The organism is Novosphingobium sp. 9U (assembly GCF_902506425.1).
Lineage (GTDB): Bacteria > Pseudomonadota > Alphaproteobacteria > Sphingomonadales > Sphingomonadaceae > Novosphingobium.
The window spans coordinates 2,626,004-2,647,184 of record NZ_LR732469.1 but is presented as its reverse complement, the minus strand read 5'-3'; the positions used below and the strand labels follow the sequence as shown (position 1 = coordinate 2,647,184).

At 66.4% G+C, this 21,181-nt stretch carries 27 protein-coding genes and 2 tRNA genes; 14 read left to right on the top strand and 15 right to left on the bottom strand.

Annotation, left to right across the window (positions count from 1 at the left end; translation table 11 throughout):
- Window positions 1-111: 111 nt before the first annotated feature.
- The 3 genes from GV044_RS12350 to GV044_RS12340 all read left to right on the top strand — a co-directional run bounded on the left by GV044_RS12350 (window position 112) and on the right by GV044_RS12340 (window position 3,060).
- Window positions 112-1,221: a polysaccharide pyruvyl transferase family protein gene (locus GV044_RS12350; protein ID WP_159870112.1), complete on the top strand. Its 1,110-nt coding sequence runs from the start codon at window positions 112-114 to the stop codon at window positions 1,219-1,221.
- Window positions 1,218-2,594 carry a Coenzyme F420 hydrogenase/dehydrogenase, beta subunit C-terminal domain gene (locus GV044_RS12345; protein WP_236554901.1) on the top strand — a complete coding sequence of 459 codons (1,377 nt, stop codon included), beginning with the start codon at window positions 1,218-1,220 and terminating at the stop codon, window positions 2,592-2,594. The genes GV044_RS12350 and GV044_RS12345 overlap by 4 nt, the downstream gene beginning before the upstream one ends.
- Before the next feature lie 64 nt (window positions 2,595-2,658).
- Complete coding sequence (locus tag GV044_RS12340) at window positions 2,659-3,060, top strand: VOC family protein (RefSeq protein WP_159870109.1); 402 nt, start codon at window positions 2,659-2,661, stop codon at window positions 3,058-3,060.
- 6 nt (window positions 3,061-3,066) lie between these two features.
- Here GV044_RS12340 and GV044_RS12335 read toward each other — a convergent pair whose 3' ends face one another.
- Both GV044_RS12335 and GV044_RS12330 read right to left on the bottom strand, forming a co-directional pair.
- The gene (locus GV044_RS12335; RefSeq protein WP_159870106.1) at window positions 3,067-3,819 is read right to left on the bottom strand and encodes an SDR family NAD(P)-dependent oxidoreductase; all 753 of its coding nucleotides are present in this window, start codon (window positions 3,817-3,819) and stop codon (window positions 3,067-3,069) included.
- On the bottom strand, window positions 3,819-4,286 hold the full coding sequence (locus tag GV044_RS12330; RefSeq protein WP_159870103.1) for a protein tyrosine phosphatase family protein: 468 nt from the start codon (window positions 4,284-4,286) through the stop codon (window positions 3,819-3,821). The genes GV044_RS12335 and GV044_RS12330 overlap by 1 nt, the downstream gene beginning before the upstream one ends.
- Before the next feature lie 104 nt (window positions 4,287-4,390).
- On the opposite strand from GV044_RS12330, the gene GV044_RS12325 reads away from it, so the two are divergent.
- The 4 genes from GV044_RS12325 (at window position 4,391) to GV044_RS12310 (ending at window position 7,112) form a co-directional block, all read left to right on the top strand.
- Window positions 4,391-5,275 carry a dienelactone hydrolase family protein gene (locus GV044_RS12325; RefSeq protein WP_159870100.1) on the top strand — a complete coding sequence of 295 codons (885 nt, stop codon included), beginning with the start codon at window positions 4,391-4,393 and terminating at the stop codon, window positions 5,273-5,275.
- A gap of 3 nt (window positions 5,276-5,278) precedes the next feature.
- The gene (locus GV044_RS12320) at window positions 5,279-5,605 is read left to right on the top strand and encodes a hypothetical protein (RefSeq protein WP_159870097.1); all 327 of its coding nucleotides are present in this window, start codon (window positions 5,279-5,281) and stop codon (window positions 5,603-5,605) included.
- Window positions 5,606-5,673: 68 nt separating this feature from the next.
- Window positions 5,674-6,660, top strand: a complete 987-nt coding sequence (locus tag GV044_RS12315; protein ID WP_159870094.1) for an SPFH domain-containing protein — start codon at window positions 5,674-5,676, stop codon at window positions 6,658-6,660.
- Window positions 6,657-7,112 (top strand): NfeD family protein, encoded by a 456-nt coding sequence (locus GV044_RS12310; RefSeq protein ID WP_371741603.1) that lies wholly within the window; start codon window positions 6,657-6,659, stop codon window positions 7,110-7,112. The genes GV044_RS12315 and GV044_RS12310 overlap by 4 nt, the downstream gene beginning before the upstream one ends.
- A gap of 13 nt (window positions 7,113-7,125) precedes the next feature.
- Here the strand turns inward: GV044_RS12310 and GV044_RS12305 are convergent, their stop codons facing one another.
- The 8 genes from GV044_RS12305 to ccmA form a co-directional block, all read right to left on the bottom strand.
- Window positions 7,126-7,482, bottom strand: a complete 357-nt coding sequence (locus GV044_RS12305; RefSeq protein WP_159870091.1) for a hypothetical protein — start codon at window positions 7,480-7,482, stop codon at window positions 7,126-7,128.
- Window positions 7,483-7,583: 101 nt separating this feature from the next.
- Entirely contained in the window at window positions 7,584-8,081 is a 498-nt protein-coding gene (locus tag GV044_RS12300; RefSeq protein ID WP_236554900.1) for a hypothetical protein, read from the bottom strand.
- A gap of 216 nt (window positions 8,082-8,297) precedes the next feature.
- A complete protein-coding gene (locus tag GV044_RS12295; RefSeq protein WP_159870088.1) occupies window positions 8,298-8,882 on the bottom strand; it encodes a DUF1989 domain-containing protein in 585 nt (194 codons plus the stop codon).
- Window positions 8,879-9,589 (bottom strand): guanitoxin biosynthesis heme-dependent pre-guanitoxin N-hydroxylase GntA, encoded by a 711-nt coding sequence (gntA, locus tag GV044_RS12290; RefSeq protein WP_159870085.1) that lies wholly within the window; start codon window positions 9,587-9,589, stop codon window positions 8,879-8,881. Before gntA ends, GV044_RS12295 begins: the two co-directional genes overlap by 4 nt.
- A 140-nt stretch (window positions 9,590-9,729) precedes the next feature.
- Window positions 9,730-10,362: a carboxymuconolactone decarboxylase family protein gene (locus GV044_RS12285; protein ID WP_159870082.1), complete on the bottom strand. Its 633-nt coding sequence runs from the start codon at window positions 10,360-10,362 to the stop codon at window positions 9,730-9,732.
- 67 nt (window positions 10,363-10,429) lie between these two features.
- Entirely contained in the window at window positions 10,430-11,575 is a 1,146-nt protein-coding gene (locus tag GV044_RS12280; protein WP_159870079.1) for a sulfotransferase, read from the bottom strand.
- A gap of 96 nt (window positions 11,576-11,671) precedes the next feature.
- A complete protein-coding gene (locus GV044_RS12275; protein WP_159870076.1) occupies window positions 11,672-12,331 on the bottom strand; it encodes a heme exporter protein CcmB in 660 nt (219 codons plus the stop codon).
- Window positions 12,328-12,924, bottom strand: coding sequence for a heme ABC exporter ATP-binding protein CcmA (ccmA, locus tag GV044_RS12270; RefSeq protein ID WP_159870073.1), 597 nt, complete (start codon window positions 12,922-12,924; stop codon window positions 12,328-12,330). The genes GV044_RS12275 and ccmA overlap by 4 nt, the downstream gene beginning before the upstream one ends.
- 49 nt (window positions 12,925-12,973) lie before the next feature.
- Between ccmA and GV044_RS12265 the strand changes: the two genes are divergently transcribed.
- Complete coding sequence (locus GV044_RS12265) at window positions 12,974-13,273, top strand: 4a-hydroxytetrahydrobiopterin dehydratase (protein WP_159870070.1); 300 nt, start codon at window positions 12,974-12,976, stop codon at window positions 13,271-13,273.
- Between the two features lie 126 nt (window positions 13,274-13,399).
- Here GV044_RS12265 and GV044_RS12260 read toward each other — a convergent pair whose 3' ends face one another.
- Window positions 13,400-13,615, bottom strand: a complete 216-nt coding sequence (locus GV044_RS12260) for a hypothetical protein (RefSeq protein WP_159870067.1) — start codon at window positions 13,613-13,615, stop codon at window positions 13,400-13,402.
- A gap of 79 nt (window positions 13,616-13,694) precedes the next feature.
- Window positions 13,695-13,901: a cold-shock protein gene (locus tag GV044_RS12255; RefSeq protein WP_159870064.1), complete on the bottom strand. Its 207-nt coding sequence runs from the start codon at window positions 13,899-13,901 to the stop codon at window positions 13,695-13,697.
- A 256-nt stretch (window positions 13,902-14,157) separates the two neighbouring features.
- Here GV044_RS12255 and GV044_RS12250 point away from each other — a divergent pair, with 256 nt between their 5' ends.
- From GV044_RS12250 to nusG, 5 genes are all read left to right on the top strand, one after another.
- Window positions 14,158-15,444 carry an MFS transporter gene (locus GV044_RS12250; protein WP_236554899.1) on the top strand — a complete coding sequence of 429 codons (1,287 nt, stop codon included), beginning with the start codon at window positions 14,158-14,160 and terminating at the stop codon, window positions 15,442-15,444.
- Window positions 15,445-15,552: 108 nt separating this feature from the next.
- Window positions 15,553-15,628, top strand: a tRNA-Trp gene (locus tag GV044_RS12245).
- 28 nt (window positions 15,629-15,656) lie between these two features.
- Window positions 15,657-17,165, top strand: a complete 1,509-nt coding sequence (locus GV044_RS12240) for a hypothetical protein (protein WP_159870058.1) — start codon at window positions 15,657-15,659, stop codon at window positions 17,163-17,165.
- Between the two features lie 125 nt (window positions 17,166-17,290).
- Window positions 17,291-17,485, top strand: a complete 195-nt coding sequence (secE, locus tag GV044_RS12235; RefSeq protein WP_159870055.1) for a preprotein translocase subunit SecE — start codon at window positions 17,291-17,293, stop codon at window positions 17,483-17,485.
- A 29-nt stretch (window positions 17,486-17,514) separates the two neighbouring features.
- Window positions 17,515-18,051: a transcription termination/antitermination protein NusG gene (nusG, locus tag GV044_RS12230; RefSeq protein WP_159870052.1), complete on the top strand. Its 537-nt coding sequence runs from the start codon at window positions 17,515-17,517 to the stop codon at window positions 18,049-18,051.
- A gap of 116 nt (window positions 18,052-18,167) precedes the next feature.
- Here nusG and GV044_RS12225 read toward each other — a convergent pair whose 3' ends face one another.
- Window positions 18,168-18,572, bottom strand: a complete 405-nt coding sequence (locus GV044_RS12225) for a hypothetical protein (RefSeq protein ID WP_201299059.1) — start codon at window positions 18,570-18,572, stop codon at window positions 18,168-18,170.
- 258 nt (window positions 18,573-18,830) lie between these two features.
- Here GV044_RS12225 and GV044_RS12220 point away from each other — a divergent pair.
- A tRNA-Asp gene (locus GV044_RS12220) sits at window positions 18,831-18,907 on the top strand.
- A 59-nt stretch (window positions 18,908-18,966) separates the two neighbouring features.
- Here GV044_RS12220 and GV044_RS12215 read toward each other — a convergent pair.
- Together GV044_RS12215 and GV044_RS12210 are read right to left on the bottom strand one after the other, a co-directional pair.
- On the bottom strand, window positions 18,967-19,965 hold the full coding sequence (locus tag GV044_RS12215; RefSeq protein WP_159870046.1) for an alcohol dehydrogenase catalytic domain-containing protein: 999 nt from the start codon (window positions 19,963-19,965) through the stop codon (window positions 18,967-18,969).
- A complete protein-coding gene (locus tag GV044_RS12210) occupies window positions 19,962-21,164 on the bottom strand; it encodes a sulfotransferase (protein WP_201299058.1) in 1,203 nt (400 codons plus the stop codon). Before GV044_RS12210 ends, GV044_RS12215 begins: the two co-directional genes overlap by 4 nt.
- Window positions 21,165-21,181: the final 17 nt, after the last annotated feature.

The following is a 21,181-nucleotide window of genomic DNA, read 5'->3' as shown; positions in this document are numbered from 1 at the left end:
TGAGCACGGCACCTGTAAACCGGAGGAGCTCCACCATGAACTTGCGGACAGCATGGCCTTGCCGCCTCCGGACGGCTACGTGCATCGCTGGCAGCGAGTGAACGGCACGGAATGTTTCGCGAATTGGATGATGAGAGTTCCCCAGGCGGATCGGGCAAGCCACTGAAGATCGGCGTCCTGACTTTCCACCGCTGCATCAACTACGGATCGTACTGGCAGGCGCGCAGCCTGGTCGAAGGTCTCGCCGCGCGCGGGCATGACGTGGTGCTGCTCGACTATGCCGACCCGCAGACCGACCGCATCGAATGGCGCTGCGCCATGCAGCCGCTGCTGCCGCGCCGCTCCTCGCGCGAGGACGTCCGCAGCTATGGCCGCAAGACGCGGGCCTTCCAGCAGGCGATCGCCGAGTTGCCCGTTTCGAACCCGTTTCCGCTGCGTGAACCCGCCGCGATGGAGCCGCGCGACCTCGTCGTGATCGGCAGCGACGAGGTGTGGAACCTTACTCACCCGTGGTACGGCGGCTACGAACTGTTCTGGGGCGGCGGTATCCCGGCGCGCCGTGTGGTATCCTATGCCGCCAGCTTCGGCAACTACGACGCCGATGCGGGGATCGACGGCCGTTGGACCAATCGACTGCGTCGCCTCGATGCGATTTCGGTGCGCGATGACAACTCGCGTCGGCTGGTCTCGACCGCGCTCGACCGCGAGCCGGCGCTGGTGCTCGATCCGGTGCTGCAGTTCCCGATTGCACGGCCGAGCCGGGTCGAGCCGGCGGGCGAGCCCTTCGTCGCCGTCTACGGGCACAGCTTCAGCGCGGGCTTTGGAGACGCGGTGCGCCGCTGGGCCGAGCCGCGCGGGCTCAAGCTGGTGAGCATCGGCTACCGCAACGACTGGGCCGACGAGCAGCGCCTCGACGTCGATCCTCTCGAGTTCGCCCGGATGATCGCGCAGTCCAGCGCGGTGGTGACCAACTTCTTCCACGGCTGCGTCTTTGCTCTGCTGAACGAGAAGCCGTTTGCCTGCGCCATCACGCCTTATCGTATGAATAAGGTGCGCGACCTGACCCGCGCGCTCGGCGCCGAGGCGCACCTGCTGCGCGAGGACGACCCGCCGGAGCGTTTTGCTGCCGTGCTCGATGCGCCGCTCGATCCGGCGATCACCGCCGCGATCGTGCGCATGCGCGCGGCATCGGAGGAATACTTGCAGTCGGTCCTCGCGTGAACCTTTCCCCGCGCGAGATCGTCGCTTCGGGCCTGTGCATCGGCTGCGGCGGCTGCACGACGCTGGAGCCGGCCGCCCAGATGCACTGGGATAGCGACGGGCACTTGAAGCCGTGGGCGCCCGGTCGCTGGCCCCAACAGGGAGAGTTCGCGCAAGTCTGCCCGTTCTCGCCCGACGCCGCGAACGAGACGGTGATCGCCGACGATCTGTTCCCGCAAGCGCCGCACGGCGACGCGCTGATCGGGCGCTATGCCGGCGCCTACGTCGGCCATGTGGCAGAGGCCGAGTACCGCATGAGCGGCAGCTCGGGCGGCATGGTCACCTGGGTGGCGGCGGAGCTGCTGCGCCGCGGGCTGGTCGACGGTGTGGCGCACGTGACCCCTCGCTCGCGGGCAGAGGGCGACGGGCGCCTGTTCGGCTACCGCATCTCGCGCGATCTCGATCAGCTGCAGCAGGGCGCCAAGTCGCGCTACTACCCCGTCGAGATGTCCGAAGTGCTGCGCGAGATCGCGGCGGTGCCGGGGCGCTATGCGGTGGTCGGCATCCCCTGCTTCATCAAGGCGGTGAACTTGCTGCGGCGCGAGAACCCGCTTTATGCCGAGCGGATCACCCACACCATCGGTCTGTTCTGCGGCCACATGAAGAGCGCGCGCATGGTCGACAGCTTCGCGCTCCAGCTCGGTACCGAGCCGGACGAGGTCGCTGCGATCGACTACCGTCTTAAAGACGCGAGCCGTCCGGCGAACTGGTACACCGCGCAGCTGACGCTGGAGGATGGCAGCACACGACGCCAGGACTGGTGGCACCTCGTCGATGGCGACTGGGGATCCGGGTTCTTCATGAACTCGGCGTGCAACTTCTGCGACGACGTCGTGGCCGAGACCGCCGACATTGCCATGGGCGATGCTTGGGTGGAGCCTTACTCGTCCGACGGGAAGGGCACTAACGTCGTGATCGCGCGCTCTCCGCTGATGCTGGAACTGGTGAGTGACGGGATTGCGCAAGGCCGGCTGCAGCTGTCCGAGGTGGATCACGCTTTCGTCAGCCAGACCCAGGCCGCGGGTTTCCGACAACGGCGCGAGGGGCTGGCCTATCGCCTGGCACGCGGCAATGCGCCGGTGCAGCCGGTCAAGCGCGTCGCGCCCTCGCGCGCGATACCGGCGCGGCGCAAGCTGATTTACCGCATGCGCCAGGCGATCAGCCGCGAGAGCCATCGCATGTTCCGGCTGGCCAAGGCGCTGCGCTGGCCGGGGCTGTACATCCGGTGGGGCCGGGCGGCTCTGGCGACCTACCATGGCTTGGCCTACTCACGCGGTCGCGTGGGTCAGTGGGTCGACCGCTTCATCGATCCAAAGGGCGGGGCACGGGATTGAGGCTGGCCTTGCGCCCCGCGGATACGTCCCGCATCATGCCGGCAAAACAATCGGGAGTGCGGCCGTGCAAGTCAGCGGCATCGACCACGTCAACATCCTCACCCAAGACCTGGACGCCACGGCCGCGTTCTACGAGCGCCTGCTGGGTCTCACCCGCAGCGACAACCTCGGCATCAGCACGGGCTTCCGCGGCGCCTGGATGCGTGACACGACCGGCAGCGCGATTGTCCATCTGGTGTGGAAGGACCCTGCGTCCGACCGCTACGAGGGCTACGAGCCGGGCCAGCCGACCAATGCCGTCCACCACGTCGCCTTCCGGTGCGAGGGGTTCACCGCCATGCGCGAGAAGCTGGACGCGCTGGGCCTGGAGTACCGCGTCAACGATCGCCAGTACGGCCCCGTGCGTCAGATCTTCCTGGTCGATCCCAACGCGGTGAACCTGGAACTCAACTTCGCGGGCGACTGAGGAGGCTCATCCCTCGATCATCAACGTACCGAGCAGACCGCCGTCTACGGCGAGCCGCTGCGCGGTGACGTGGCTCGCGCCATCGGAGAGCAGGAAGGCAGCGACCTCGGCGGCTTCCTCGGGCGTGCCGACGCGCTTTTGCGGCACGCGGCTCGCCATCTGCGCCTTGAACGCTTCGGGCACGGCGGAGAGCAGCGGCGTGTCGATGAAGCCGGGATTGAGCACGTTGCAGCGCACGCCATGCGGCGCCGCCTCCATCGCGATGCCCATGGCGATGCCGAGCGCGGCGTGCTTGGCAGCGATGTAGCCGATATTCCCGACCATCCCGGTTTCGGCCGCCAGGCTGCCGGTCACCAGGATCGCCCCGCGCCGCCGCTCCTGCATTGCAGGCAGCACGTGCCGGACCGTCCAGAACAGCGAGGTGACGTTGATGCGCATCACCTCCTCAAAAGCCTTGTCGGTATAGGCCGGCGTCAGCGCGAACATGCCCTCGACCCCAGCGTTGAGGAACAGCCCGTCGATCGGCCCTGAGCGCGCCATCGCCTCGTCCATTGCGGCGGTGACTTGGGCCTGGTCGCCCACGTCGGCGGCGATCCAGGTGGCACATGCGCCGATCTCGCCGCAGACTTGCTCGAGCACGGCGGCCCGGCGCGCCACCAGCGTCACCTTGCCGCCGAGGCTTGCGATGCGGCGCGCCGTCGCCAGTCCGATCCCGCTTGATGCCCCGGTAATGACGACGTGCTGTCCGATGAAGTCCATCAGTCTGCCCGTCCTTCGATGAAGCGCGCCCACCCCGGCGCATCCCGGTTCTCGCTGGTCTGCGGCGACCATTGCCGCTCCATCAAAGCCCGAGCATCGGCCTCTGCCATGCCCTGCGTCTCGCGGTGCCAGCGATAGAGAAAGGCCGCGACGCGCCAGTTCATCACGCAGTGCACGTGCACCGTCTGACCTTGCGCCTCTGCCATGGCTTGGCAGAAGGTGGCGAAGTGCTCGTCCGTCGGCGCGTCGAACGGCACCGGAATGTGCGTGTAGCCGATATCGAGCGCTGCCAGCTGCTCATCCTCGTCGGCAAGGATGCCGGGCGAGTCCGCCAGCGCCAGGTTGATCACGCGGGTGACCTGCAAGTGAGCCAGACGTTCCAGGTCCGCCTGGCTCAGCCGTCCGGATGTGGTGAGATGCGGCCCGATCCGCTGCCAGCATGCGATCTCCTCCGGATCGTTCGCCATCATCCCCGCCTCTCTTCTTGCCTTATGCTAACCAATTGCTGGCCCGGCCGCTTGCAACTGGCTAGGCTATCGCGCGAACAAGGCAAGAGAGGAGCGCTGCGGGCATGTGCGACGATTATAGCGGTCAAGGTCAGGCTCCGCGGAGCAGTGAGGCCGCAGGAGCGCACCTCAGCCGCCGTGAGTTTGCTGCGCTCGGCACCGCCGCGGCCCTTGCCGGCTGCACAGGAAGCGTCGCCGCTGCGACGGGCAACGCCGATCTGCGCGAACAGATCGTGGAGATCACCACCAAGGACGGGGTCGCCGATGCGTTCTACGTCCATCCGGTGAAAGGCGCGCATCCTGGCGTGGTCATGTGGCCCGACATCGCCGGCCTGCGCGAGGCGAAGAAGGTCATGGCCCGCCGCCTGGCCGCCGCGGGTTATGCGGTGCTGTGCGTCAACCAGTACTACCGCGGCGGACCCGCGCCGGTGATGGAAAGCTTCTCCGAATACCGCACGCCCGAGGGCCAGGCCAAGATCAAGCCGCTGCGCGAGGCGCTGACCGCCGAGGCGATCACGCGCGATGCGGCGGCCTACGTCCGCTTCCTCGACGGCGACGCTGCGGTCGACAAGAAGCGCGGCATCGGCAGCAACGGCTACTGCATGGGCGGACCGTTCACCGTGCGCACGGCGGCCGCGGTGCCGGGCAGGGTCGGCGCCGCCGCATCGCTCCACGGCGGTGGCCTGGTCACCGATGCGCCCGACAGTCCGCACCGGCTGCTCGCGTCCACCAGGGCGAGCTACCTCTTCGCGATCGGCCGCAACGACGACGCGCATGATCCCGCAGCCAAGGACAAGCTGCGCGCCGCGGCGGACGCCGCCAAGCGCCCCGCCGAGATCGAGGTCTACGCCGCGGACCACGGCTGGTGCGTGCCCGATTCGCCGGCCTACGATCCGGACGAGGCCGACCGGGCCTGGCAGCGCATGCTCGCGCTTTTCGGAAAACTCTGAGCCGTGGCGGCCGACGCTCAGGCACTGCATGTCCTGATCGTCGGCCGGCTTCTGGACGTGGTGGACCACACCTGCGCCCGCGTGCAGCGCGAGGGCGTGGTGATCTATCCGGCGACGGGTCTGGACGAGGCGCGCGCGATGCTGGCGCTCAAGCCCATCGACGTGATGATCGTAGGCGCGGGCATAGAATTGTCCGAGCGCCTGGCGATCGCCCGGGCCGCTTTCGAGCAGAGCGATAGTGTGACGGTGCACCTGAAGGACAAGGCCTCCGGCCCGGCCGGCTTCGCGCCGTTTGTCGAGCGATTGCTGACCTCGCGCCTGGGCGCGTGAGGGCCGGTTCCACTTGGGTTGCACGATCCGCTGGAGTACGATGAAGCCCTAATTGGGGGGAGAGTAACATGGGCGGGTTTCTCGTCGCGCTGATCGTCGTGGTCGTGGTGTTCCTGATGATGGGCGTGCGCGTGGTGCGCCAAGGCTACGTCTACACCATAGAGCGGCTGGGCAAGTTCACGCTCGCCGCTGAGCCGGGCCTCCACCTCATCATTCCCTTCGTCGACCGTGTCGGCCAGAAGGTGAACATGATGGAGCAAGTGCTCGACATTCCGGGGCAGGAGATCATCACCAAGGACAACGCCATGGTCGGCGTGGACGCGGTCGTGTTCTTCCAGGTACTGGACGCGGGCAAGGCGGCCTACGAAGTGCACAACCTGCAGCTGGCGATCATGGCCCTGACCACCACCAACCTGCGCACCGTCATGGGCTCGATGGATCTGGACGAGACGCTGTCCAAACGCGACGAGATCAACGCGCGGTTGCTGGTGGTAGTCGACCATGCGACCGCGCCCTGGGGCCTCAAGATCACGCGGGTCGAGATCAAGGACATCCGCCCCCCGCTCGACATCTCCAACGCCATGGCGCGGCAGATGAAGGCCGAGCGCGAGAAGCGGGCCGAGATCCTGGAAGCAGAGGGCCGCCGCGCATCCGAGATCCTCAAGGCAGAGGGCTCCAAGCAGTCCCAGATCCTCGCAGCGGAAGGGCGCCGTGAAGCTGCCTTCCGCGACTCCGAGGCGCGCGAACGCGAGGCCGAGGCGGAGGCCAAAGCGACGCAGATGGTCAGCGAGGCGATTGCGAAGTCGGGCGTCCAGGCGATCAACTACTTCATCGCGCAGAAGTACACCGAGGCTGTCGGCAAGTTCGCGACGTCACCCAACGCCAAGACCATCCTGTTCCCGGTCGAGGCGACGCAGCTGATCGGTACGCTCGGCGGCATCGGTGAGCTCGCCAAGGAAGCGCTGGGCAGCAGCACGCCTCCGCCCGCTCCCGCCGCACCGCCGCCGCCACGCCGGCCCACCGTGCCGCCGGTCGCGCCTGGAAGTCAGCCGTGATCGACACGCTGAACGGGCTGGAGCCGCACTACGCCTGGCTGGCGATCGGGCTGGTGCTGGCGGTCGCGGAGATGGCGATTCCGGGCGTGTTCCTGATCTGGATGGCAGGCGCCGCGCTGATCACCGGGCTCGTCACGTGGGGAGCGGTTTTCGGGGGAGCGCCGATCGGCCTGCCCTTGCAAGTCGTGCTCTTCGCCGTGCTGTCGATCCTGGCAGTGTTCACCGGGCGCAAGTACCTGGCGCGCCACCCGGTGGTCTCGGCCGACCCGAAGATGAACAACCGCGGCGCGCGCGCGATCGGCGAGCCGGTGGTGGTGACCCAAGCCATCCTCGGCGGCTCAGGCCGCGTGCGCCTGGGCGACAGCGAATGGCTCGCGCGTGGAGAGGACGCGGCACCCGGCACGCGGCTGACGGTGCTAGGCGTCGAGGGCTCGGTGTTGCTGGTGGGGTAGGCGCGCGCCGCGCCTACTGGCCGCCGGCAGCCGCGCGCTTGGCGCGATCGCTGCGGATACGTGCCAGCAGGTTGATGAAGTTCGGTCTTCGCGCCGCGTCCATCTCCTTGAGCAGCTGCGCCCCCTCCTTGGGTTCAAGCTCCGCTCCGGCAGCGGCACGAAACCTGGCATCGAGGGGGGCGCAGGAGCGGGTGGCCTCGTCATAGATCGCATCGTCAGAAGCCGGGGTCTTCGTCAGCCGCACGGCGAAGGTCACCATGCACCGGTCGAGAGCCTGCCCCAGGATCGCCGCTGACGGCTGCACTTGCTGGGCGGAGGCGGGCTGGGCCAAGGCCAGGCCAGCCGCCACGATCGCCGATCTCAACCACATGCTCGATGCCTTCTGCCTCTGTTGCGCTCACCATGCAGGCAAAGCATTGAGAGAACCTTGAGGTCAGCGCGTGGACGGCACGGTTGCGCCGGCTCGCGGGCTCAATGGCGTGCCTCACGAGGCGTCAGCGCATCGCCCGGGAACAAGCCGGCTACGATCAGAGCGGCGCTGATCGTCGAGAGCGTGCCGAGCAGGTCGCCCACGGCATCCTCCTGCACCATCAGCTCCAGCGTCTCACGCGCAGCCTTCGGGCCCTGGTCGCGCATGGCGACCAGCAGGCCGAGGATCAGCGCTTCGTGTTCGGATACGCGGTTGCAGGCGAGCGGCGCAAAGCCGAACGTCTCCAGCGCATCGCGGTTGAACAGCAGCATCGATTTATGGAACGCCTGCAGCCCGCCGATCATCCGCCACTTGGCGAATGCCGGCGCGAGCGCGTGGGCTGGGCAGGTGCGCTGAGCCATGGAAGTCACCCAGGCGCGCATCGACCAGACCATGAAGCGGCATCCCGCATCGAGTCGTTCGAGGTCTCGATCGATGAACTGGTACATGTCCGGCTTCTCCGTGGCAGCATATCGCAGGTTCTCGAAAGGGGCTTCCATTTGAGAACGATTATCATTAGCGATTGATACGCGGCTTGTCCCTGCGGTCAAGCCCCTGCGGATCGGCGTCAGTCATGGGGCGACGAACCCGCATCTCCCTAGCCTTGCGGCCGGAGCAGCGTGGTTGCGCTGCTCCGGCCTTTTTTTTGGAATGGTGGTGCGAAGGTCGGGGGAGGGTCTCGCCAGGTCGGCGCGCCTGCCGGCCGCCGCCGGGGCTTAGCCTTCGATGCGGTAATCGATCGGCTTGAAACTGCCGCCGTTGCTTGCGTAGGCCGAGCAGGCGGTGATCCCGACGATCAGGTCCCGCTCGGCTCGCAGTGATAGCGAATCGCCGGCGTTGCTCACCGGCGGCAACACGCTGACCTTGCCCGCCTGATCGACCGGCACGTTCATGAAGCAGTTGAATGCGACGGGGATCGAGTCAGGCTCGATGCCCCAGGGCGCCAGCGCTTCAGCGAGATTGCCGAAGCATCCGCGGTGCACCGGCTGCTCGGGGTAGAAGTGCCGGAAGGTCGCCTCGCTGCAGGGTGTCAGCAGGAAGTCGTGGCAGCCCACCGTGTCTGCCTCGATCGTCAGCAGCACGTTGGAGCGGTTTGACCACAGTCGATTGCCCGTCGTGAGCCGGATCGTCTCCTCGTAGTCGAACGTCCGCCCGTTGCTGATCACCTCGCGCGGATCGTCGAGGCTGTAGGCCAGGAGGTCGGCCACCTGGACGCCTTCCGGATCGATCACCGTCAGGAGCTGGCCGGCCTTGAGCTCGAACCCGACCGCGGAGCGCGGCGGGATGCGTGCGTCGCTCATTCGGCGGCTTCGGTTTCGGGCGAGAAGCCGCGCGAATCGGAGAACGGGCAGCGCCAGCTGCTCGGGACCAGACGGCCGCTGTATTGCGCGGCCTCGCTCGCATCGCCGTGGCGTGCCAGCATCGGGTTGATCGACCCGGCCAGCTTCTCGTCGCGCTGGAGGATGGTGTCGCGGATCGTCTCGTACTTGCCCTGGTCGCGCAACTGCTCGAACTGGTCATGCAGGTTGAACACCATCACCGGCCGCGCGAAGCGGCGCGCAGGACGGCTGGCCTTGGGATGCATGCCCACCACGAAGAAGCCTTCGCCGCCGAAGCTGAGCGAGAAGTGCGGGCTCTCCGGATCGCTGCTGACCCGCGGGTCATAGGGCTGGTCCAGCCAGGCATCCTTGTCGCTGAGCGACTGGATGCGCTGCCACATCGCGCTCTCGAACTGGGCCTCGGTGATCGGCGCAGGATCGGCGAAGATGAAGGCGATGCTGCGGAACAGGCCCGGGTCCTTGCGGTACTCGAACGCCCACTCCAGCAGTTCGCGATGGATACGAACGTCATCCCAGCCGCTCTGGACCGACCAGCAAACCACGGTCTTCAGCGTGCCGTGCGCCAGCGCCGACTTCGCGCCGACACAAGGGAACGCCTTGTCCTTCACGAACGCTTCGAAAGCCTGGCGCAGCTCCGCCGCGGCTGCGTCTTCGATCCTCGGTCCCATGGTCTTCAAGTTAATCAAGATAATGCCCGCTCAGGTTGCACGATGTGCAGCAGGGGAATGGCGCAGGGGCCGGAAAGTTCCGCGCCTGCCCTCCCGAACAGGTCATTGGGAGCAAGGCAGCAACCTTGCTCCCCGTGGTGTCAGGTTGTTGGACCGCGATAGTCGAAGCCGCCCTTCGGCTGGATCTTCAACGAGTTGAGCTGCAAAGCTGCCAACAGGTAGCAACCGACCAGCAGCGGCAGCTCCATCATCTGCTCTTCGGTATAAGTCTGGGCCAGCTTCTCCCAAGTCGCGTCCGAAATCGCGTAGTCGGCCAGTTGCTCCTCGACCGAGCGCAGCAGCGCCGCCTCGTGCTCGGTCCAGCCGGGCGCATCCGAGCCGGCGATCACGCGTTCGATCTCCTCCAGCGTGACGCCGAAGTGCTGGCCGATGTCGATGTGCTCGCACCATTCGAACGGAGCACGGGCGAGCCAGGCGATGCGCAGGACAGCCAGTTCGCGTTCACGCGCGGGAATGGCGCCTTTGGCGATTTCGATACCTAGCGCCATGTGGCCCTTGAACATGCCCGGATGGCGCAACTGGATCAGGCTAACGTCGGGGAAGGGGCGTTCCTCGGGGATATTGAATGCGGAGCGAAGATGGTCGACCTGCTCCTGGCCGGCGGGCGACACCTCGTCGAGACGCAGAGGCGTGTAGCGCGGGCCCCCCGTGATGACCTGAGCCTCGCGCGCGGCGGTGTCGAATTCGTACTTACCGGTAACGGGCTGGCCCATCATCTTCTCCTTCGATGTATACGTTTGCGACTGCCTTAGCTGCTGGGTGGCAGCGAGCAAGTGCGGCTCATGCAGCGTCGCGCAACGGAGCCCATTGCTCCATGTGCCCCAGGTAGTCGGCAAAGGCGGCGCGAACCTCGCTAATGTCGAGTCCGAACAGCGTCGGGGCGGCTTTCACGCTAGGTTGGCGCTCGTCGTTCTGCGTCCACCACTGGGCCATGGCCTGCGCGAATGCGGGCGAGACGTCCTTGCCAAGCCAAGCGTAGAGGCCGCGTACCTCGCCGATCGGGTCGCGCTGCATGGCCTTGAAGTGGATGTCGTAGAAGCGCGCGTCGTTGCCACCCTGCTCGCGAAAGGTGATCGCGCGGCGCATGCCTTCGGCCCAGCTGCGCAGATTCAGTTCGCCGATCCAGGCGTGATCGAGGCTGTCGGTGAACTTGCCCATGATGTCGGCGTAGACGGTGCAGACCGAAAGCAGGACGTCGCTGGGATCGCGATGGGTCATCACGAAGCGCGCATCGGGGTAGGCCCGGTCCAGCGCGTCGAGGTACAGCAGGTGGGAAGGCGCCTTCAGCCGCCACGGACGCCGGGGCTCGCGCCATTGCAGCAGCTTCAGCGCTCGCTTGTGATAAGCATAAGTCGCCCTCATGTCGGCATTCAGCAGCCACTCGGCGTACCTTGGCACTTTGGCGAAGGCGAGGAAGATCTGGCTCGCCATGTTGAGCGCCATCATGTCCTGGCACTCCATCGCGCCGTCGATCCCCGTAGGCGTGCGCTTGCCACCCTTTAGCTGTGCATCGAGCGCTCCTGCATCGCCGCCGCGGCGTGGATCGGAACCTTCGACGGTGCCCGGCGGAGGGCAGGGTTGGGCGCTCTCCCACACGCGCAAGTAGCGGATGGCCGGATCGCTGGAGAGCAGGAACGACAACGCCGACGACCCGGTTCGCGGCAGGCTGACGCCGAACAGGGGCGCTGCGATCACCTCCTCGTCGATCTCCGGATGGCGGCGGTACCAGTCTTCGATCTGCAGACGCTGCTGCAGGTGCAGGAGGATGCGGCCATAGATCGCCTGCTCCCCGGTGGCATTCAGCCGTGCCTCGTTCTCCAGCGAGGCGATGAGGACTTCCAGGCCGATGCGAAAGTCGCCCTTGCCGAAATCGTCCAGCCCGGTGGTGCTGCGCGCCTGTTCCATGAGATCGCGGTCGCGAGCCATGTGTCTCTCCCGTCCAGTTGTCTGGCTTCGGCAAGGTTATGACCGGCGCTGCGATGAGCGCCAACCGCCGTGACGATCAGTGTGCGATCTGGAGACTCAGTCGCGCGCTGCACGCACGGCCGCACCGCCCGCGAAGGGCGCGACGGCGAGGAGGACCAGGCTGACAGCGCCGGTCAGCGCGATGCCGCTGTCGCCGCCGGAGGAGAGGCTGCCGGCGCCGAAGATCAGCAGCGGCACGCCCAGCGGGATCACCAGCAGACCGGCCAGTGCCGCACCGCCTCGCAACCCCGCGGTGATTGCCGCGACGGCGACGCCCAGCGCGGCAAGGCCGGGGGTGCCGGCAAGCAGGCCCAGCTCCACGGTGCGCAACTGTGCTCCCGACAGGCCGAGCAGCGCACCGGCGGGGAGAGCGGCGAGCAGCAGCGGCGGGCCGAAGCTGAGCCAATGCGAGAGCACGCGAACGGCGATCACCCATTCCTCGCTGATCCCGCGCAAGGCCCATTGATCGAACATGCCGCGCTCGAGATCGGGCTCGATCAAGCGGTCGAGCGGGAGAATGGCGGCGAGCAAGGCCGCGACCCAGATGACGCCGCCGCCGGTGCGCGCCAGCTGGGGCGCGTCGGGTCCGACTGCGAAGGGGTAGATCATCGCCACGGCCAGGAAGAACAGGATCGGCAGCATGGCCCCGCCACCCTGTCCCGCACCAAGCAGGCGCGCGAGGTCACGGCGGAGCAGGGCGGCGAACAGGCGGATCATGTCGCGTGTCCAGCGCTTGGGGCGTGGCCAGCCAGGTCGAGTGTGCGCATGCCGGTCAGCGTGAAGGGCTGGTGCGAGGCGATGAGGAGCACGCCTCCATTGGCGCAATGGTCCGCGGCCAGCTGCTCCACCAACAGGGCGGCGTGGACGTCAAGGCCGTTCAGCGGCTCGTCGAGAAGCCAGATCGCGGCATGCTGGCCCAGCAGGCGAGCCATGGCGGCGCGCTTGCGCTGGCCGGTCGAGAGATAACGCACCGGCACGTCGAGCAAGTCGGCAAGGCCCAAGGCTGCTGGGTCGGCGGGCGCATGGCCGTCAATGCCCTGCCAGAACGCGAGGGCACGCCCGAGCGGCAGTTCGGGATCGAGTGCGGGCCGCTCGTCCACCAAGCCGACCTCCCCCATGCGCGTGACGGAACCGGCGAAGGGACGGGCGAGCCCGGCGACCAGGCGCAGCAGGCTCGACTTGCCGGTGCCGTTCGCGCCCATGACCTGCAGCGCTTCACCGGCTCCAAGGGCAAAGGAGAGGCCACGGAACAGCACCCGGTCGCCGCGGCGGCAGGCGAGTTCGTGCGCAGCGATGTGAGCCCCTTGCATGGGGCGCGGCGATAGGGGATGTGCGCCAGGCTGCCAAGGAGACGCGTGGATGGCCATTGCCGCACTGACCGATGCCGAGCGCGACGAGGCGCTTGGGGGCCTGCCGGCCTGGAGCTTGCGCAGCGATGGTCTCGCGATCGAACGTACGATGCGCTTCGGCGATTTCGGAGAGGCGTTCGCATTCATGACGCGCGTGGCGATCCAGGCGGAAAAGGCGGATCACCATCCCGAATGGTTTAACGTCTACAATCGGGTCGAGATCACGCTGACCACGCACGACGCGGGCGGGTTGAGCAAGCGCGATGTGGCGCTGGCACGCTTCATCGATGAGGTGGCGGGCACCAATTAATCGAGAGGGTGCTCACCTGGCTCCCCTCGGAGCGTGGGCAAGTCGCAGCGGCGTGTCGCTGCGTCCGGGACGATCGATCGCCCCTATTCCCACCCCTCCTTTGCAGAGGAGGGGCTGAACTGGCGCTTACTCTTCTAGGGCAGGCGCAGCTTCGCGGGCAGCAGTGGCTGCCGCTTCACGGCGCGCACGCGATTCTTCCGTCTTGCGGGCGCGGTCGGCCATGTCGCGCCAGGCGGCTTCGGAGCGCAAGGCGCGGTCACGCACGTTGTCGAGCTCGGCCGTTTCGGCGCTGCGCGCCGCTTCTTCGGCCCGTTCGGTCGCGAATTCGTAGCTGAAACTCATGTGCGCTCCTGAAATGTCATGGCCTGCTGGGTGAAAGAACGACAGGGGCCCGCAATGGCTGCGAACCCCTGCAGCACAATCAGGCAGACGCGAGGTTGGTCGCCGATTCCTTGCCATTACGGCCACGCTCGACTTCGTACGAGACGCGCTGATCACGCTCGAGCGTCATCATGCCGGCAGCCTGGACGGCCGAGATGTGCACGAAGCTGTCGGCGCCGCCGTTGTCGGGCTGGATGAAGCCATAGCCCTTGTCGGCATTGAAGAACTTTACGGTTCCGATGGGCATGCGTGTTTCCTTTCAAGAAACGAGGTTGCGCGGCCGCGACATGCGGCCAGGCCGTGCGTCAAAGTCGTCAATCGAAAGGAAGTCGTCGTGCAGTGCGCGCCTGTGGGGCGCGCTCTATTCGGCTCAGTCCGTCACAAGGTTCGACGTTCAGCCCACGCAGTGTAGCACGCGGCGCCGGGATTACCTAATCGGCCCGGCTTACCCTGATCCGAGGCTTGCCTTGCGCGGCCCCATGACGCTCCGCATAAGTGATGCCATGAACCATGCGGACCAGCGGCACCGACTGCGCAACATCCTGGGCGGATCGGCCGGCAACCTTGTCGAGTGGTACGACTGGTACACCTATTCCGCCTTCACGCTGTACTTCGCGCCGATCTTCTTTCCCGCCGGCGATCGCACGCTGCAGTTGCTGAACACTGCGGCGGTCTTTGCCGTCGGCTTCGTGATGCGGCCGATCGGCGCCTGGGTGATGGGCGTCTACGCGGACCGGCATGGTCGCAAGGCGGGCCTGACGTTGTCGGTCACGCTGATGTGCACCGGCTCGCTGATGATCGCGCTGACGCCGGGACATGCCACCATCGGCGTCGCCGCACCGGCGGTGCTGGTGATCGCGCGCATGCTGCAGGGCCTCAGCGTCGGCGGCGAGTACGGCGCGAGCGCCACGTACCTCATTGAAATGGCAGGGCGCGATCGGCGCGGTTTCTTCTCGAGCTTTCAATATGTCACGCTGATCGCGGGGCAGCTGGTGGCGCTCGCGGTGCTGCTGGTGCTGCAGGTGACGCTGTCGGAGGCGGCGCTGCACGCCTGGGGCTGGCGCATACCTTTCCTGGTTGGAGCCGCGCTGGCGGTGCTGGTCTTCTACTTGCGCCGGCGACTGGCCGAGACCGAGAGCTTCACCAACGCTCGCAAGGAAGGCGAAGCCCCGCGCTCCAGCGGCCTTGCCCTGTTCCGCGATCATCCGCGTGAGGCGCTTCTGGTGATGGCGCTGACCGCCGGCGGCACCTTGGCGTTCTATGCCTACACCACGTACATGCAGAAGTTCCTTGTCAACACGAGCGGCTTTTCGGCTCCGGCGGCGACGCAGATCACGGCGGCGGCGCTGTTCGTGTTCATGCTGCTCCAGCCGGTATTCGGCGCGCTGTCGGATCGGGTCGGACGCAAGCCGCTGATGATCGGCTTCGGCATCGCGGGCGTCTTGCTGACTTATCCGATCTTCCGCCTGCTGGAGGGCGTGCACAGTCCGCTCGCCGCCTTCGGGCTGATCCTGGCGGCGCTGGTGATCGTCAGCGGCTACACCTCGATCAACGCCGTCGTGAAAGCCGAGCTGTTCCCCGCCCATATCCGCGCACTAGGCGTCGCGCTCCCCTATGCGATCGCCAACACGCTATTCGGCGGTACGGCCGAATACGTCGCATTGTGGCTGAAGCAGCACGAGGCGGAGCAGGCGTTCTACTGGTACGTCACGGCGATGATCGCGGTGTCGCTGGTGGTCTATGTGCGTATGCGCGATACCCGGCGTGCGAGCTTGATTGTCGAGGATTGAGGCCGTCCACTGACGCGGCGGTTGATCCACCCCCGACAACATTCCCCAAGCCATGCGGGCTTGTGCTTGCCATTCGCGATCGCACGCCCTACAGGCACCCCCGCCCGCAGGAGTGTAGCTCAGTTGGTAGAGCATCGGTCTCCAAAACCGAGGGCCGTGGGTTCGAGTCCCTCCACTCCTGCCAGGCATCTTAGCGAAACAGCCAGGCGCACATGCACGGTTCGACCCGACCCGACTTCGGCGACATGACGGGGGCCGGCGACATGCAGCCGCCGGGTTGGCGGCGCGACCTGGGCCTGTGGCTGGGTGTCGTGCTTGCGTTTGCCGCGACCTTGCCGGTGCTGGCGGCCTGGGCGCCGCAGATGACGGACTACCCCTCGCATCTGGCCGGCTACAAGGTCATGCTGGATCACGGTGAAGATCCGTTCCTGACACGATACTATACGTTCCATTGGGAGTGGACCGGCAATCTCGGTTCCGAACTGCTGATGGTTCCGCTCGCCTCGCTGATGGGGCTGGAAGCGGCCGGCAAGTTCATCGCCTTCATCATCCCGCTGCTGACCGGGCTGTCGGTGCTGGCGGCCGCCTGGGCGTTGCGGGGGCGCATCGGGCTGGGCGCGATCCTGGCGTTCATCACCATCTGGTCGCCCGCGCTGCTGATGGGCTTTCTCAACTACACGCTCAGCCTTGCTCTTGCGCTGTTCGCCTTTGCGGCCTGGGTCCGTTGGGAGAACTGGCGCTGGCGTCCTGCCGCCATGGTGCCGATCGCCTTCGTCGTCTGGCTTTGCCACATGTCGGGGTGGGGCGTGTTGGGCGTGTTGGTGTTTGGCTACGAATGGAGCCGCAGGAACTGGCGCGAAGGCTGGAAAGCGATCGTCGCGCCCTGGCCGCTGATCTTTCCGCTGTTCCCGATGCTACTGGGAAGCGGCGGCAACTCTAAGATGAGCTACGGCCGCCAGGTGCTCGAATACAAGTGGGGCATCCTCTACCGAGCGCTGCGCAGCCATGTGGAATGGTTCGATCTGGCCACCATCACGGTCGTCGTCGCGCTGCTGGCGATAGCGGCAGCGACCCGCCGCATCGATGGCCGGTTCGGCTGGGCGGCGGTGATCCTCTTCGTCCTGACGCTCGCCGTGCCGCGCCACATCTACGGCGGTGACTATGCGGACTATCGCCTCAGCACCGCGGCGTTGCTGGTCGCGTGCTTGGCCATCAACTGGCCGGCGCCACGTTGGGCGCTGGTCCTGGTCGCTGCCTTGTTCACGGTGCGGCTCGGCATCACCACGATGCACTGGTACGACGATGGCCGTGCCTCGCAACGCATGCTGCAGGCGATGGACTATGTGCCGGAGGGCGCCAAGGTCGCGACCGCCGTGGCCATACCGCGCCGCCAGTGGGACTTCGGCAGCTTCGAACACCTCGGCAGCTATGCCGTCGTCCGCAGAAGCGCGATGGAGAACTCCAACTTCGCTCTGCCCGGCGTGCACCTGATGAGCATGGCGGAGCCGGGCTACAAGCGCTTCGCCGATCCCAGCCAGCGCATCCTCTATGCGCCATGGCAGAAGATCGATTTGCGCAAGTTCAAGCCAGCGAAGCAGGCGGATTACCTGTGGTACATTGGCAATGTGCACCCGGTCGCGCTGCCTGATGGCGCGCGCATCCTGTTCCGCACGCCCAACTCGTTCCTGGCGCGGCTTGCAAAGCCGGCCGAGTCTAGCTAGATCGCGTTCCTCTTCCGACAGAAGAAAGTTCCTCAGCTCTCCCGGCCTCGGCCGGGGCGGCGATGAACCCTAGGCGGAAGAAAAGCATTTTTCCGCTCATTCGGCGGCAGGAAGAGACGACGAGAATGGCCAAGACCAGCCCCAACGAGTTCATTCGCCAGGTGCGCTCCGAAGCTTCCAAGATCTACTGGCCTTCGCGCCAGGAGACGGTGACGACGGGGATCTTCGTCGGGCTGATGACGGTGTTCCTCGCCGTGTTCTTCCTGGGCATCGACACGCTGTTCGGCACCTTCGTGCGCTGGCTGCTGTCGCTGATCTGATCCGTCACGTTTCGCGCAAGAGAGATTACATGGCCCGCTGGTACATCATTCACGCTTATTCCGGCTTCGAGAGCAAGGTGAAGGAGGCGATCCTCACCGAGGCCGAGCGGATGGGCCTGACCCACTACGTCGAGGACGTGCAGGTGCCCTCCGAGGTCGTCACCGAGGTCAAGCGCGGCAAGAAGGTCCAGACCGAGCGCAAGACCATGCCGGGCTACGTCCTCGCCAAGCTGCAGCTGAGCGACGATGTCTACCACCTGGTAAAGAACACGCCCAAGGTCACCGGCTTCCTGGGCGCCGGCGGCAAGCCGCAGCCGATCAGCGAGACGGAGGCATCGCGCTACTTCGGTGCTGCCGAAGCCGCTGCTGCCGCTCCGCGCAAGACCATCAACATCGATTACGAGATCGGCGACTCGGTGAAGGTGCTTGACGGCCCGTTCGCCACCTTCAACGGCGTGGTCGAGGAGCTGGACTTCGACAAGAACCGCGTGAAGGTCTCGGTTTCCATCTTCGGCCGCGCGACGCCGGTGGAGCTGGACTTCGAGCAGGTCGAACTGTCGAAGTAAATTCTAGTTGCGATTGGTTGGAAGGGGCTGGTGGCTTGAGCTGCTGGCCCCTTTTTCGGTTGGGCTGAACCTGTCGAAGCAAGACCACAACGGTGCCTGTTACACCCCGCAACACCTCACCGCACGATCCCGCTATAGGCGATCTGCCCACGTGCGCGGTTTCGCGCCGGTATGCGCCAGCGCACATGCGTCACGTCCTCCGGCACCGCCGAGCGGCCGCCGACGTGCAGCTTGCTCAAACGCCCCCAGCTGCGTCCGCCGTCCACCGAGACGTCCTGATCGTCCCAGGCGCTCCCTTGATACGCCAGGGCGGCGGGAAGGGGGTTGGTGATCACGAAGCTGCCGTTCCCGGTCTGCCGCTGCCAGTTCACCACGGTGATGACGCGGTCACCGCGGTTCAGTCGATCGGCGGGTTCCAGTCTGCGTGATTGATCGGGATTGATGCGCTCCACGAAGACCACGCTCTGCATCGCCACGTCTGAATGGGCCAGGGCCGTGCCGGCGGTGGCCAGCACAGCCACCGGAGCGAGGACCCATCGCGCACGCGCGCACTTCGTTCTGTACGCCACCCTTGTACCCCTGTGCCGGCCGACCCCTCGGCCCCCAACAGTGATGCCCGATCACCCCGAAGATATGGTTAACGGAATGCTCGAATTCGGCTCCGTTCAGAACCCATGCGGTAAATGTCACGCGAGTGCAGAAAGCAGTGTTGACACCCTCGGCGCCCTGCCATAGAGGCGCGGCTCCCCAAGGGGTGCACGCCTTAAAGCGTCTAGTACGCGGGTGTAGCTCAGTTGGTTAGAGCGCCGGCCTGTCACGCCGGAGGTCGCGGGTTCAAGTCCCGTCACTCGCGCCACTTGGGGAATTTTTCCTTCAGCAACGACGGCGCCTGCGGTGGCCGCAGACCACCGGTTCCTAGGTGAGCACGTGCACCTTGGTCTCGTTGTTGGATCCTCGCAGCGTCGCGAACATGTCGGGCAGTGACGCCAACGGGATCTCGTTCGTGACGATCGTCCGGGGGTCGATGTGCCCGGCATCGAACCGGTCGGCGATGAACAGGAAGTCCTTCATCGTGTAGCCCACCAGGAACTGCACCGTGGCGCATTTGTATGAGGCCAGCGAGGGCATGATCGGGTCCGGCTGCGTGCAGAAGCCGAGCGAGACCACCTTGCCGTACTTGCGGGCATGCATCAGCGCCTTGCCGACCATTCCGGGTACGCCGACACACTCGTAGACGACGTCTGGCGGTCCGCCGAGCGCTTCGGCAACTTCGCCGATCTCGTTGTCGCCGAACGGCACGAAGGCATCCGCGCCCATCGCCAGGCACAAGTCGCGCCGGCGATCGGAGCGGGAGGCGGCGACGATCCGACCAGCGGCGAGCCGCCGCGCCCAGTAGATCGCGTAAAGCGCCACCGTGCCGCCGCCCAGCACCAGCACGCGATCGCCAGGCGTCATCTGCGACTGGCGCACGCCATAGAGGCTGACGGCGAGCGGTTCGATCAGGGCACCGTCAGTCATCGACAGCGTATCGGGCAGCGAGACCGCCACCGCCTCGGGTACCCGCGCGAACTCGGAGAAGCCTTGCGTCACGCCCGGGGCTTCGTTGCACAGCACCGGATTACCGCCGGCGCAGTCTGCACAATGGCCGCAGGAGCCGGAGGGGAGCACCGCGATCTTGCCGCCCAATTTCAGCCGCTCGACACCGCTGCCGAGCGCGACGATCTCGCCTGCGTACTCGTGCCCGAATTGCCCCGGGCCATAGTCCCACATCTCGCCCTTGGTCATCGACAGGTCGGTGCCGCAGATCCCGCAGCGATGGACCTTGATCAGGACCTCACCTGGCCCGGGGCTGGGCTCGGCAATGTCCTCGATGGTGATCGCGCCGCCGCGGCCGGCGTAGATCGCTGCCTTCACGCCGCGTGCTCCCGCGCCTTTTCGATCAGATCGTAGCGCGCCACGTAGTCGCCGAAAGGCTCGCGTGCCTCATCGGCAGTCATGCCGAAGTCCTCGATGCGATAGCGGTGCACCCCGTGTTGCAGCTCCGGCTTCTCCTCGATCCGCTGCACGAAGCCGGCGCGGGTCTCAGCCGGAATGTCGTAGCCGATAAAATCGTAGATGCGCTCGAGCACCGCCATCGGATCGTGGTGGAACTCGGCGTGGATGACATCCAGCACCTTGTCGGGATGTGCTTGGCGAACGGCGTCTGAGCGATGCACCGCATTCGACCACTTGGCGACTTCCCGGCGCAGCATCACGCGGCCGCGCTGCGCCACATCGCCGTCCTCCAGCAGCGGGTACATCTGCATCAGCAGCGAGACGAGGCTCGGCACCGCCTTTGCCGGATCGCGATGGGTCTGGATGACCTTGGCATCCGGATAGACGGCGAAGAGCAGGTCGAGATGTTCGATATGGCCGGGGTTCTTCAGCAGCCATCGCTTGTTCGGCTCATTGGCACCGATCAGCTGCACGCACCTCTTATAGTGCGCATAAGCCGCCGCTTCACTGGTCGATTGGCGCCAGGCATCGTAGGTCGGCGCGGCCCAGCCGCAGTTCCACAGGTTCGAGACGAACGACTGGCGCAGCAGCATGCAGCACTCGTGCACTTCCTCCGCAGCGCGAAAGTGCGCGGCGCGGCGTGTGGGTGCGGCGGCGTACATGGCTTCCAGTTCGGCCACGGTGCGGCGGTAGTCGGGATCGCTGTCCCACTCGCCGACGGGAGGGCGGGGCCGTGGCGAATCGAGCAGCCAGGTCTGCAGGCCCTGGAACCGCGGATCGACCGCCATAAGCCGGTGCAGTGCGGTGGTGCCCGTGCGCGGTACCCCGACGATGACGACCGGGCTTACCACCGGGCGTGCGTCGAAGCCGGGGTGCGTGCGCATCGCCGCGTAGGCCTGGGCGCGTCCGCGCAGCACACCGATGACCCTGTCCCACGCCTGCTGCCGGCCGCGTGCATGAAAGCGCGGGTCGCAGTCCATCGACTGCAGCAGCGCCTTCAGTCCAGGCAGGTAGTCCGCAGGTCCGAAGTCCGTGCTGCCGACTTCCCGGGAGACGATGTCGTGAACCTGGTCGAGCGCATGCTCGAAGCGTTCGGGTGGGAGGTGAGGTGTCGTCATCAGGTTGTCCTGTCAGA